The sequence below is a fragment of the Acidovorax sp. FG60 genome (genome assembly GCF_057808995.1).
The window spans coordinates 33,605-45,931 of record NZ_JBMDJC010000006.1 but is presented as its reverse complement, the minus strand read 5'-3'; the positions used below and the strand labels follow the sequence as shown (position 1 = coordinate 45,931).

The following is a 12,327-nucleotide window of genomic DNA, read 5'->3' as shown; positions in this document are numbered from 1 at the left end:
GATGCCATGCCCGTTACCTTCAGATAGTCGTTCACTGAAGTTGCGCTTTTCAGCGCACAAGGGGGTCAGAAGGTCGGCTGAAATCTCTCAACTGCTTCCTGGACTTTTGGCTCTAGCACGAAGCCGGACCCGTACGCCGCTGCTAGCTCATTCGCACGCTTCAGGAATACCTCAACACCCGTTCCGTAAATGAACTGCATCGCCCCCCCCGTCCAAGCCGGAAACCCAATCCCAAAAATCGACCCGATGTTCGCGTCATGCACGCTGGTCAACACGCCCTCGGCCAGGCAGCGCGCGGTCTCTATGGCCTGGCGGTAGAGCAAACGGTCCTGGATCTCCTGCACGCTCCACGCAACATCGGACTTTTCGAACAGGCCGCGTAGCTCAGGCCACAGCTGCTTCTTGGCGCCTGCGGGGTAGTCGTAAAAGCCGCCACCACCCGCGCGGCCGGGGCGCTTCAGCTCTTTGACCATGCGCTCCACCAACAGCTCGCCGGGTGTGGCGGTGTGGGTCTTGCCTTCGGCAGCGTAGTCGGCACGGGTCTGGTCCAGCACGTGCACGCTCAGGGTTAGCGCGGTTTCGTCCAGCACGGCCAGCGGGCCCACGGGCAGGCCGGCCTGCATGGCGGCGTTTTCAATGGCGGCGGCGGGGATGCCTTCGCCCAGCATGGCGGCGCCTTCCATCACAAAGGTGCCGAAGGTGCGGCTGGTATAGAAGCCGCGTGCGTCGTTGACCACGATGGGCACCTTGCCCAGGGCCTGCACGTAGTCAAACGCGCGGGCCACGGTTTCGTCGTCCGTCTGTTTGCCGCGGATGATCTCCACCAGCTTCATCTTGTCCACGGGGCTGAAGAAGTGGATGCCGACAAACTTCTCGGGCCGGCTGCTGGCCGTGGCCAGGCCGCTGATGGGCAGGGTGGAGGTGTTGCTGGCAAAGAAGCCGCCGGGCGCGAGTTGCGGCTCGGCTTCTTGTGTGACCTTGGCCTTGAGGTCACGGCTTTCAAACACGGCTTCGATGATGAGGTCGCAGCCCGCCAGGTCGGCCGCGCTGGCGGTGGGCGTGATGCGGGCCAGCAGGGCCTGCTGCGCATCGGCCGTCATGCGGCCCTTGTCCACGCGGGCCTGGGTGAGTTTGGCGCTGTAGGCCTTGCCGGCCTCGGCTTTCTCGGTGCTCACGTCTTTCAGCACCGTAGCGATGCCCCGGCTGGCCTGGGCCCAGGCGATGCCCGCGCCCATCATGCCGGCGCCCAGGATGCCGACCTTTTGCGGCTTGTAGCGTGGGGCCGTGCCGGGGCGCGACTTGCCGCTCTTGATCGCGTTCGTGTCGAAGAAGAACGTGTTGATCATGTTGTGCGCCACGGGGCCGGTCATCAGGCGGGCGAGGTAGCGGCTTTCGATGCGCAGGGCGGTGTCGTAGTCCACCATCGCGCCTTCGACCATGGCGGCCAGCGCTGCCTCGGGTGCGGGGTAGCGGCCGCGCGTGGTCTTCTTGAGCATGGCGGGCGCGACGGTGAGGGCGCCCGCAATCTTGGGGTTGGCGGGCGTGCCGCCGGGCATCTTGTAGTTCTTGTCGTCCCACGGCTGCACCGCGTGTGGGTGGGTGGCGATGTGGGCCAGCGCGGCGGGCAGCAGTTGCTCGCGCGTAGCCACCAGCTCATGCACCAGTTGCAGCTCCAGCGCTTCGGCGGGGTTGAAGAGCTTGCCTTCCAGGATGTAGGGCTGCGCGCCCATCAGGCCCAGCAGGCGCGTCATCTTGGTCACGCCGGTGGCGCCCGGCATCAGGCCCAGCGTGACCTCGGGCAGGCCGAACTGGATCTTGGTGTCGGCCACTGCAATGCGGTAGTGGGCGACCAGGGCCACCTCCCAGCCGCCGCCCAGCGCCGCGCCGTTGAGGCAGGCCACCACGGGGATGCCCAGCGTTTCGAGCGTGCGAAAGTGCTTCTTCATGCGCTCGATTTCGCCAAACGCGTTGGGTGCATCGGCGGGTGTGAGGCGCATGGTGGCCTTGAGGTCGGCACCCGCAAAGAAGCTGGTCTTGGCCGATGCCAGCACGATGCCTTTGAGCGCGGCGCCCAGGCGTTCGCGGTCGCCCAGCACCTGGGCCGTCACCTCGCCCAGCTCTTGCTGCCACTGGCGGCACATGGTGTTGACGGGGGAGTTGGTTTCGTCAAAGGTGATGACGGCCACTTCGCCGTCGGTGCCCTGAGCGGGGACGAGTTCGTAGCGGATGGTTTGCATGTTGTTGTCTCCTTCCCAGTCAATCAGATTCGCTCGACGATGGTGGCAATGCCCATGCCGCCGCCCACGCACAGCGTGGCCAGGCCATAGCGCTGGCCCCGGCGGTGCAGTTCGTCAATCAGGGTGCCGAGGATCATGGCGCCCGTGGCGCCCAGCGGGTGGCCCATGGCGATGGCGCCGCCGTTCACATTGACCTTGTCGTGGGGCACGCCCAGCTCGCGCATGAAGCGCATGGGCACGGCGGCGAAGGCCTCGTTCACTTCGAACAGATCGATCTGGTCGATGGTCATGCCCGCACGGGCCAGCGCCTTCTTGGCAGCGGGCACGGGGCCGGTGAGCATGATGGTTGGGTCGGCGCCGCTGAGCGCGGTGGCCACGATGCGCGCGCGCGGCGTGAGGCCGTGGGCCTTGGCAGCGGCCTCGTTGCCGATGAGCACGGCGGCGGCGCCGTCCACGATGCCCGACGAGTTGCCCGCGTGGTGCACGTGGTGGATGCGCTCCACCTGCGGGTAGCGCTGCAGCGCCACGGCGTCAAAGCCCATGCCGCCCAGTTGCTCGAACGAGGCCTTGAGCGCGCCCAGACCTTCAAGGGTCGTCTTGGGCTTGATGAATTCGTCTTCCGCCAGGATGGTCTGGCCGATGAAGTCGCGCACGGGCACGACAGAGTTCTTAAAGTAGCCCGCGGCACGCGCGGCGGTGGCGCGGCGCTGCGATTCGAGTGCGAAGGCGTCCACGTCGGCACGGGTGTAGCCGTCCAACGTGGCGATCAGGTCGGCGCCGATGCCTTGGGGCACGAACAGCGTTGCGGAGTTGGTGGCGGGGTCTTGCGCCCAGGCGCCACCGTCGGAGCCAATGGGCACGCGGCTCATGCTCTCCACGCCACCCGCCACCACCAGGTCCTCCCAGCCGCTGCGCACCTTCTGCGCGGCCAAGTTCACGGCTTCCAGGCCCGAGGCGCAAAAGCGGTTGACCTGCACACCCGCGCAGCGAAAGTCCCACCCGGCCTTGAGCGCCGCGACCTTGGGCAGCACCGAGCCCTGCTCGCCCACGGGCGAGACGATGCCCATGACCACGTCGTCCACTGCCGCCGTGTCGAAGCGGTGGCGCGCTTGCAGCTCCGTCAGCAGGCCTGCCAGCAGGTCGATGGGCTTGACCTCGTGCAGGGTGCCGTCCTTCTTGCCCTTGCCGCGCGGGGTGCGCAGCGCATCGAATACATAGGCTTCGGTCATGAATGGTCTCCGGTGGTTTCTCTAAACTTCAAGCAGTGCGGCGGTAAAGCAGCTGGGCTGGCTCACGCCACTACAAGGTGCTTTCTGACGCGGGTGCAGTGGGTTTTGCACTATCTTTCGGCGGTTGCTATCTACATTTCTGGTTATGGAACGAAATACATCCCCTGCATTGCAGCGCATCGCGCGCAGCGCCATCGAATACGACGACACGCGCGAAGGGTTTGCGCTGGAGCACCATGTCGTGCTGGCTGCATCCAGTGCGCTGGCGGTGGCGGCCTTCATGGCGCCCAGCCGTAGCTCGGCGGCCATTCGCGGCATTGGCGCAGGCTTGCTGCTGATGCGCGCGCTGAGTGGCAGCCAGGGTGTGCGCTCCTGGCTGAATGTCACCGACCGCCGCCCCGGTGCGCCGCTCAGCCCCGAAGAGGCCCGCGCCGCCTGGTATCTGTAGCGGCATTCGGCGCCCACTGGTACGTTGTGAAGGGCGTTGTGCAGGGCATCGTGCACTGCGTTATTCACGGTGCGGTGCATTCCGTTATTTGCCCAGGCCCATGGCCCGCGCAATCACTTCTTTCATGATCTCGTTGGTGCCGCCATAAATGCGCTGGACGCGTGCGTCGGCATAGGCGCGGGTGATGGGGTATTCCCACATGTAGCCATAGCCGCCAAACAGCTGAACGCATTCGTCCATCACCTTGCATTGCAGGTCGGTCGTCCAGTACTTGGCCATGCTGGCGGTTTCGGTGTCGAGCTGGTCCTTCACGATCAGCTCAGAGCACTTATCCACGAACACGCGGGCCACCTGCACCTGCGTTTGCAGCTCGGCCAGGGTGTGGCGGGTGTTTTGAAATGACGCCACGCTCTGGCCAAAGACCTTGCGCTGCTTGACGTAGTCCAGTGTCCAGTCAATGGCGGCCTGGGCGGCGGCCACGGCGGTGATGGCGATCTGCAGGCGCTCCCAGGGCAACTGCTCCATCAGGCAGATGAAGCCACGCCCTTCCATGGCGGGGCCGCCCAGCAAGTTGTCCACCGGCACCTGCACGTCGTTGAAGAACAGCTCGGACGTGTCCTGCGCCTTCATGCCCATCTTCTTGAGGCGCTGGCCTTTTTCAAAACCGGGCATGCCGCGCTCCACCAGCAACAGGCTGGTGCCCTTGGCCCCGGCCGCCGGGTCAGTCTTGGCGACCACGATCACCAGGTCGGCATGCCAGCCGTTGGTGATGAAGGTCTTGCTGCCATTCAGAACATAGTGTGATCCGTCCGCACTTTTGATGGCTGTGGTCTTGATGCCTTGCAGGTCGCTGCCCGCAGCCGGCTCGCTCATGGCGATGGCGCCCACCATGGCGCCGCTGGCCATCTGCGGCAGGTACTTGCGCTTTTGTTCCTCGGTGCCGTAGTGCAGGATGTACGGCGCCACGATCTCGCTGTGCAGACCAAAGCCGATGCCTGTGGTGCCTGCACGCGCCAGCTCTTCCATCTGCGCCACCGAATACAGCTTGTCGGCCCCGGCGCCGCCGTACTCCTCGGGCAGGCTCATGCACAGAAAGCCGTTGGCGCCCGCCTGGCTCCACACCTCGCGCGCCACATAGCCCTGGTCTTCCCAGGCGGCGTGGTGGGGCGTCACTTCCTTGTCGATGAAGCGGCGAAAGCTGTCGGCAAAGGCCTGGTGGTCGGGCTGGAAGAGGGTGCGTTCGATCATGGTGGGACAACCAGGTTATTTATGCAAAGTTACTGCTTGGTTAAATTCTGCCACCGACTGAGCCCGGATGCACCCCCTGAAACGCAAAAGCCGCCCGAAGGCGGCTTGAAGGAGGCTGGTCAGGCGCTCATGGCTTGACGTAGTCGGAGACCACCTTCCACTTGCCATCGGTGATCTGCGACAGGCGAGAAAGATCGCTGCCCAGGCGCTTTTGTGGGCCAAAGGTGCCCTCGGCGCTGCCGAACATGTCGGGCGGAATCACCATGGTGTCCATGGCCTTGATGAAGCTGTCGGTGCTCAGGTTGGGGCCCGCCTTCTGGGCCGCCTTGATGAAGGCGTCGATGGCGTTGTAGCCGTAGACCGAGAACACGGTGGGGTCTTCGTTGAACTTGGTCTTGTACTTGTTGGCCCAGAAGCGGATGGGCTGGCTGGCCTCGTCCAGATAAGGGTGCTGCACCGTCATGGTGGCGTACAGGCCATCCATGGGCTTGCCGCCCAGCTTGTGGATGAGGTCTGTGTAGGCGGCGCTGGAGCCGAGGAAGGTGGGGTTGAAGCCCGTTTTGCGCGCCTCGCCAATCGTGCCGATGGTCTCGCGGATGATGGTGCCCAGGATCACGAAGTCGCATTCGGACGACTTCATCTTGGCGACCTGTGAAGAGAAGTCGGTGGCGCCGCGCTTGTACGAGGTCTTTTCGGTGAAGTCCATGCCCATGGACTTGAGTGCCGCCTCGCCCCCGCGCATCACCTCCAGGCCAAATTCATCGTCCTGGTAGATGGTGCAGATCTTCTTGGCGCCCTTTTCCTTGATGAGCTTGGGGGCTGCCAGGCGGATCTGGTCGTAGTAAGTGGCGGCAAACGAATACTTGAGCTTGTGGAAGGGCTCGTACATTTCCCGCGCGGCCGTCACCGGGAAGAAGTTGATCACGTTCTTGCTGAACTGCACGGGCATGGCGGCCAGGTTTTGCGCCGTGCCGATGTGCGCCACCATCATGAAGATCTTGTCCTGGTTCACGAGCTTTTGCGCGGCCAGCACGGCTTTCTTGGGGTCGTAGCCCGAGTCTTCCACCTTCAGGTCGAGCTTGCGGCCGTTCACGCCGCCTTGCTCGTTGGCCTCGTCCACGCGCAGCATCATGCCCAGCCGCACCTGCTTGCCAAAGCCCGCCAGCGGGCCGGACAGATCCTGGATGGAACCCAGCGTGATGGTGTCCTTGCTCACGCCCTGGCTGGGCTGCGCCTGTGCAGCACCTCCGGCCATGGCCACGATGGCCAGCGCGGCAATGTGATGAAACTTCATGGCACGTCTCCTTTGGTTGGATCGAACTCGGTTGCTCGTTATAGAACGATGCCCGGGGTGGGGCACCAGCACTTTCCCTATCCTGATGGGCGTGGCCTGTGGTTGCGTGACGTGCGCACCTACCGGTACATCGCCTCAATCTGGGGGGCGTACTTCTGCTGCACCAGCTTGCGCTTGAGCTTCATGGTGGGTGTCAGCTCTTCATCCTCGGCCGTGAGCTGGGTGTCGAGCAGGAAGAACTTCTTGATCTGCTCCACGCGGGCGAACTTGGCATTGACGCGGTCAATCTCGGCCTGGATCAGCTCCTGCACCTCGCGCGTGCGGGTCAGGCTGGCGTAGTTGGAGAACGGCACGTCGTTGTCCTGTGCGTACTTCTCCACGTTCTCCTGGTCGATCATGATGATCACCGTGAGGTAGGGCAGCTTGTCGCCAATCACCACCGCGTCGGTGATGTAGGGGCTGAACTTGAGTTCGTTCTCCAGCTCGCTCGGCGTGATGTTCTTGCCGCCCGCCGTGATGATGATGTCCTTCATGCGGTCGGTGATGCGAAGGTAGCCATCGGCGTCGATCAGGCCCACATCCCCCGTGTGCAGCCAACCTTCGGGGTCGATGGTTTCAGCGGTTTTCTCGGGCTGGTTGAGGTAGCCCTTGAACACATTGGGGCCACGCACCAGGATTTCGCCCGTGGCGGGGTCGATGCGCACCTCGTTGTAGCTGGCCGCCGGGCCGATGGAGCCCGGTTTGATGCGGCTGGCCGGCACACCGGTGGAGGCGCCGCAGGTCTCGGTCATGCCCCACACCTCCAGCATGGGCACACCCAGCGCCAGGTACCACTTCACCAGATCGGGCGAAATGGGCGCTGCGCCTGTGACCAGAAAGCGCGCACGGTGGATGCCGATGAGCTTGCGCACATTGTTGAGCGCCAGAAAACGCGCCAGCATGAACTGCGCCTTCAGCAAACCGCCCACCGGCTGTCCGGCCAGCACCCGATCTGCGATGCGGGTGCCCACGCCAATCGACCAGGCATAGGCCGCCTGCTGCATGCGTGTGGATTCCTTTAGTGCGATCATCACGCCCGAATAGAACTTCTCCCACACCCGGGGTACGGCGGTGAACACCGTGGGCGCGATCTCTCGCACGTTCTCGGGCACGGTGTCGGGGTTCTCGACAAAGTTCAGGCGCGCGCCGGTATAGAGCGAGAAGTATTCACCCCCCATGCGCTCGGCGATGTGGCACAGCGGCAGAAAACACATGGTCTCGTCGGCCTCACTGCGCGAGATCAGCGTGTTGTAGCCGCGCACGGTGTAGGTGAGTGCGGCGTGCGTGTGCATGGCACCCTTGGGCTTGCCGGTGGTGCCCGAGGTGTACACCAGGATGGCCAGGTCTTCGGGTCGGCAGGCCTTGACGCGCTGCATCAGCGCGTCGGGGTGTTGTGTATTCCAGGCCCTGCCCAGTTCGCGGAGGCCCGCGAGGCTCAGCACATCGGGGTCGTTCAGGCTGCGCAGGCCTTCCATGTCGAACACCACCACCTTGCGCAGCAGGGGCAGGCTGCTGCGCACTTCCAGGGCCTTATCGAGCTGCTCGTCGTCTTCCACAAACAGCACGGTGGTGCGAGAGTCTTCGCTCAGGTAGTGCACCTGCGCCGCCGCGTCAGTGGGGTAGATGCCGTTGGCCACGCCGCCGCAGCTCAGCACGGCCAGATCGGCCAGCACCCATTCGATGTTGGTGTTGGACAGGATGGATGCGCATTCGCCAGGCGCAAACCCCAGCGACATCAGGCCGCCCGCAATCTCCCGCACGGCTTCGGCTGTCTGGTCCCAGGTCCAGCTCTTCCAGATGCCCAGCTCCTTCTGGCGCATCCACACGCGCGGGCCGCGCTCGGCCACGGCGTTCCAGAACATGGCGGCGATGGTGTCGCCCGCAAGCACGTCGGTGCCTGCGGGCTGGATGTGATCGAGGTCCCAGAGGTTAGACATTTGCGCTTATCTCCAGGTCTTCTTTTTCTTCCAGCGCCGCTCTCCGCGCACGCCGACATCTTTCATCCCAAGGTAGAACTCCTTGATGTCATCCTTCTCGCGCAGGCGCTCGCAGCTGTCTTCCATCACGATGCGGCCGTTCTCCAGCACATAGCCGTAGTCCGACGCGTTGAGCGCCATGTTGGCGTTCTGCTCCACCAGCAGGATGGTGGTGCCGCGCTCACGGTTGATGCGCACCACGATCTCGAAGATCTCCTTGGTGAGCTTGGGGGACAGGCCCAGGCTGGGCTCGTCCAGCAGGATCAGCTCAGGGTTGGCCATGAGCGCGCGCGAGATCGCCAGCATCTGCTGTTGCCCGCCCGAGAGCAGGCCGGCGTCCTGCGCGGCGCGCTCCTTCAGGATGGGGAAGTAGCCATACACCGTTTCGATGTCGCGGGCCACGGCGTCGGCATCGCTGCGCGTGTAGGCGCCCATGAGCAGGTTGTCGCGCACCGAGAGCAGTGCAAACACCTCGCGCCCCTCGGGCACGTGCATCAGGCCCCGACGCACGATCGCTGCCGGGTCGTTGGCAGTGATGTCGGCGCCCGCGAATTCGATGGAGCCCTTGCGCGGGTCGATGATGCCGCTGATGGTCTTCAGGATGGTGGTCTTGCCCGCGCCGTTGCTGCCCAGCACGGCGGCGATCTCGCCGCGCCGCACCTGCAGGCTGACGCCCCGGATGGCCTTGATGGGGCCGTAGGCACTTTCCACGTTCTGCAGGCGCAGCAGGGGTTGGTCAGCTGCTGCAGCAACTGGTGTGCTGGTAGCGGCAAGTACGGCGCTCATGCCCGAACCCCCAGGTTGGACCCCGCCGGGCGGCGCAGGTTGCTCACATCGTCGATGGTGCCCAGGTACGCTTCGATCACCCCGGGGTGCGACTGCACCTCGCGCGGCGTGCCCATGGCCACGACCTCGCCCTGGTTCATGGCCAGCACGCGGTCGGATACCTTGGAGACCAGCGACATGTCGTGCTCCACCATCAGCACGGTGATGCCCAGCTCGTGCTGGATGTCCTGGATCCAGAAGGCCATGTCGTCCGTCTCCTCCACGTTCAGGCCCGACGAGGGCTCGTCGAGCAGCAGCAACTGCGGCTCAGTGCACAGCGCACGTGCCAGCTCCACCACCTTGCGCACGCCGTAGGGCAGGCCGGCCACCATGGTGTCGCGGTAGTGCTGCAGGTCGAGAAAGTCGATGACCTGCTCGGCCTTCTCCCGGGCCTGAACTTCGCCTTCACGCACCTTGCGCGTGAAGAACATCTCGGCCCACAGGCTGCTGTGCTGCCGGGTGTGGCGGCCGATCAGCAGGTTGTGCAGCACGCTTGCGTGCTCGAAGAGTTCGATGTTCTGGAAGGTGCGTGCAATGCCCAGGCCCGCTACCTTGTGCGGCGGCTGGTCGGTCAGCGGCAGCAGGGCCCCGCCCGGGCCCGCATAGGCGATGGTGCCGGTGGTGGGCGTGTAGATGCGGCTGATGAGATTGAACACCGTCGTCTTGCCCGCGCCGTTGGGGCCGATGAGGGTGAACACCTCGCCACGGCGCACGTCAAAGCTCACGTTGTTGACCGCGAGCACGCCGCCAAAGCGCACACTGAGGTTCTGGGCGCTGAGCAGGATTTCGTCAGTCATGGGTACAGCAATTGGGGTCATTTCACTGGTCCAGTGTGCTGAATGCCGTCCGCAGCCTTTGCGACTGGCGTGACCGAGGCCAGTGCCCCCGCGCAAGGGCCGCCCCGCCGCGCTGGGGGCGTTCCCCTCCCGAATCGCGCAGCGAATCGAGAGAGGGGGACGGCGCGAAGCGACTCAGGGGGTGCTTCATTTCAAGCGATCTGATTTTTGGAACGACTTCTGCCGCTTGAACAAGCCCTTGCGGTAGAACGGGAACATCTGCAGCCAGGTGCGCACCTTGAGCCAGCGGCCATACAGGCCCATGGGTTCGAACAGCACAAAGGCGATCAGCACCGCGCCGTAGACCACCGCCTGCAGGCCCGGTGCCTGGCCGATGGCGGCGGGCAGCCAGTCCTTGCTGAGCGAAATCATCTGCGGCATGGTGATGAGGAAGATGGCCCCCAGGAACGCTCCATGCACCGATCCCAGCCCGCCGATCACGATCATCAGCAGCAGGTCGATGGACTGCAGGATGTTGAACTGGTCGGGCGAGATGAACTGCAGCTTGTGCGCGTACAACGCACCGCCGATGCCTGCAAGTGCAGCCGATATGGAGAACGACAGCGTCTTGTAGCGGGCGAGGTGGATGCCCATGCTCTGCGCGGAGATCTCTGAATCACGGATGGCGACAAACGCGCGGCCTGTGGGTGAGCGCAGCAGGTTCAGGATGGCCAGCGTGCTGACCACCGCAATCACAAGGCACAGAAAGTAGAACGACTCTGTGGTCTCGAACGAGTAGCCCGCGATTTGTGGCGGCACTAGGTGCTTGCCGGAGTTGCCGCCTGTGACCGACTCCCACCGCGCGAACACCTCTTCCACGATGAAGCCGAAGGACAGCGTGGCCATGCCCAGGTAGATGCCTTTGACGCGGAGTGCTGGCAGCCCCACCACCACGCCCACAGCCGCCGACAGCCCCGCCGCGCAGGCCAGCGACAGCGCAAACGGCCAGCCCATGCCAGTGAGCACCGCCTGCGTATATGCCCCCACGCCCAGAAACGCTGCATGCCCCAGCGAGAACAAGCCGGTGAAGCCCGCCAGCAGCATCAGCCCCAAGCCCACGATGGCGTAGATGAGCACGAAGGTCAGCTGTGCCAACCAGTATTCAGGCGCCACCCAGGGTGCGGCGACCAGGGCCAGGCACAGCAGGCTGTACCAGAACACATGCCCGCCATGTTTGGCCAGACGTATGTCTTGCTCGTACGAGGTCTTGAAGAGAAAGCGCATGGGTCAGACTTTCTTTCTCAGCTTCTCGCCGAACAGTCCGTTGGGTTTGACCATCAGCATGATCAGCACCACGATGTACGCGGCTGTGTCCTTGAATCCATCGGGCAGATAGAAACCCGAGAGCGATTCGACAATGCCGATCACCAGCCCGCCCACGATGGCCCCGGGCAGGCTGCCGAAGCCGCCCACCACGGCGGCGGGGAAGGCCTTGAGCCCGATCAGCCCCATGTTGGCGTGCACAAAGGTGATGGGCGCCAACAGCAGCCCGGCTACCGCCGCCACCGCCGCGGCAAGCCCCCAGGCCAGGCCGTTGAGGCGCTGCACGGGAATGCCCATGTAGTAGGCCGCGAGCTGGTTCTGCGACGCGGCCTGCATGGCAATGCCCAGCTTGCTGTAGCGGAACATGGCAAACAGCAGCACACACAGCACGCCCGTGGCGCCGATCACCACCAGTTGCTCGGCGCTGACCACCAGCTCGCCCAAGCGCAGGGACTGGTCCTTGTAGGGCACGGGCAGCGTGTGGGTGTCGGTGCCGATGTTGGGGATCATCGTGACAAGGCCGCGCAGCACGTAGCCGATGCCGATGGTGAGCATGACGATGGAGAACGCGGGCTGGCCCAGGATGGGGCGGATCACTGCGCGCTCCAGCACCGTGCCAAACAGCCCCATGGCCAGGATGCTGGCGAGCACCGCCACCCAGAAGGGAAAGCCCAGCACGGTCATGAGCGCCAGGCCACAGAAAGCGCCGAGCATCATGAGTTCGCCCTGGGCAAAGCTCACGGTCTCCGTGGCTTTGTAGATAAGCACGAACCCGAGCGCGATCAGCCCGTAGATGCACCCCTGCGAGACACCGCTGATCAACAGTTGCACAAATTGCACACTGGCTCTCCAGAATAAGTGATACGCAAAGCGGGTAAATGCGGGGTGTATGCCTCGTGGGCATGGGATGGCCGCATCGTCGCTTGCGCAGG

General features: G+C 64.3%; 10 protein-coding genes. 1 reads left to right on the top strand and 9 read right to left on the bottom strand.

All coding sequences use genetic code 11. The features are described 5' to 3' along the window. Nucleotides 1-65 precede the first annotated feature (65 nt). Nucleotides 66-2,237 carry a 3-hydroxyacyl-CoA dehydrogenase NAD-binding domain-containing protein gene (locus ACODS0_RS10680; protein WP_488834812.1) on the bottom strand — a complete coding sequence of 724 codons (2,172 nt, stop codon included), beginning with the start codon at nt 2,235-2,237 and terminating at the stop codon, nt 66-68. Nucleotides 2,238-2,260: 23 nt separating this feature from the next. Next, nucleotides 2,261-3,466: an acetyl-CoA C-acetyltransferase gene (locus ACODS0_RS10675; RefSeq protein ID WP_099731265.1), complete on the bottom strand. Its 1,206-nt coding sequence runs from the start codon at nt 3,464-3,466 to the stop codon at nt 2,261-2,263. A gap of 145 nt (nt 3,467-3,611) precedes the next feature. Here ACODS0_RS10675 and ACODS0_RS10670 point away from each other — a divergent pair, with 145 nt between their 5' ends. Then, nucleotides 3,612-3,914 (top strand): hypothetical protein, encoded by a 303-nt coding sequence (locus ACODS0_RS10670; RefSeq protein WP_225581100.1) that lies wholly within the window; start codon nt 3,612-3,614, stop codon nt 3,912-3,914. Between the two features lie 84 nt (nt 3,915-3,998). Here ACODS0_RS10670 and ACODS0_RS10665 read toward each other — a convergent pair whose 3' ends face one another. From ACODS0_RS10665 to ACODS0_RS10635, 7 genes are all read right to left on the bottom strand, one after another. After that, nucleotides 3,999-5,162: an acyl-CoA dehydrogenase family protein gene (locus tag ACODS0_RS10665; protein ID WP_488834810.1), complete on the bottom strand. Its 1,164-nt coding sequence runs from the start codon at nt 5,160-5,162 to the stop codon at nt 3,999-4,001. Nucleotides 5,163-5,289: 127 nt separating this feature from the next. After that, nucleotides 5,290-6,456 carry an ABC transporter substrate-binding protein gene (locus tag ACODS0_RS10660; protein WP_056059375.1) on the bottom strand — a complete coding sequence of 389 codons (1,167 nt, stop codon included), beginning with the start codon at nt 6,454-6,456 and terminating at the stop codon, nt 5,290-5,292. A 119-nt stretch (nt 6,457-6,575) separates the two neighbouring features. Continuing rightward, on the bottom strand, nt 6,576-8,432 hold the full coding sequence (locus ACODS0_RS10655; protein ID WP_488834807.1) for an AMP-dependent synthetase/ligase: 1,857 nt from the start codon (nt 8,430-8,432) through the stop codon (nt 6,576-6,578). 6 nt (nt 8,433-8,438) lie between these two features. Next, the gene (locus ACODS0_RS10650) at nt 8,439-9,257 is read right to left on the bottom strand and encodes an ABC transporter ATP-binding protein (protein WP_288853093.1); all 819 of its coding nucleotides are present in this window, start codon (nt 9,255-9,257) and stop codon (nt 8,439-8,441) included. Further along, complete coding sequence (locus tag ACODS0_RS10645) at nt 9,254-10,093, bottom strand: ABC transporter ATP-binding protein (protein ID WP_488834805.1); 840 nt, start codon at nt 10,091-10,093, stop codon at nt 9,254-9,256. The genes ACODS0_RS10650 and ACODS0_RS10645 overlap by 4 nt, the downstream gene beginning before the upstream one ends. A gap of 186 nt (nt 10,094-10,279) precedes the next feature. Further along, nucleotides 10,280-11,356, bottom strand: a complete 1,077-nt coding sequence (locus tag ACODS0_RS10640; protein ID WP_055393742.1) for a branched-chain amino acid ABC transporter permease — start codon at nt 11,354-11,356, stop codon at nt 10,280-10,282. Between the two features lie 3 nt (nt 11,357-11,359). Next, on the bottom strand, nt 11,360-12,235 hold the full coding sequence (locus ACODS0_RS10635; RefSeq protein ID WP_121422272.1) for a branched-chain amino acid ABC transporter permease: 876 nt from the start codon (nt 12,233-12,235) through the stop codon (nt 11,360-11,362). Between the last annotated feature and the right edge of the window lie 92 nt (nt 12,236-12,327).

Bases quoted from the DNA above. Each gene is read 5' to 3' on its own strand.
- ACODS0_RS10640 (WP_055393742.1), bottom strand. From the start codon at position 11,356: ATGCGCTTTCTCTTCAAGACCTCGTACGAGCAAGACATACGTCTGGCC.
- ACODS0_RS10675 (WP_099731265.1), bottom strand. From the start codon at position 3,466: ATGACCGAAGCCTATGTATTCGATGCGCTGCGCACCCCGCGCGGCAAG.
- ACODS0_RS10670 (WP_225581100.1), top strand. From the start codon at position 3,612: ATGGAACGAAATACATCCCCTGCATTGCAGCGCATCGCGCGCAGCGCC.
- ACODS0_RS10660 (WP_056059375.1), bottom strand. From the start codon at position 6,456: ATGAAGTTTCATCACATTGCCGCGCTGGCCATCGTGGCCATGGCCGGA.
- ACODS0_RS10655 (WP_488834807.1), bottom strand. From the start codon at position 8,432: ATGTCTAACCTCTGGGACCTCGATCACATCCAGCCCGCAGGCACCGAC.
- ACODS0_RS10650 (WP_288853093.1), bottom strand. From the start codon at position 9,257: ATGAGCGCCGTACTTGCCGCTACCAGCACACCAGTTGCTGCAGCAGCT.
- ACODS0_RS10665 (WP_488834810.1), bottom strand. From the start codon at position 5,162: ATGATCGAACGCACCCTCTTCCAGCCCGACCACCAGGCCTTTGCCGAC.
- ACODS0_RS10645 (WP_488834805.1), bottom strand. From the start codon at position 10,093: ATGACTGACGAAATCCTGCTCAGCGCCCAGAACCTCAGTGTGCGCTTT.
- ACODS0_RS10680 (WP_488834812.1), bottom strand. From the start codon at position 2,237: ATGCAAACCATCCGCTACGAACTCGTCCCCGCTCAGGGCACCGACGGC.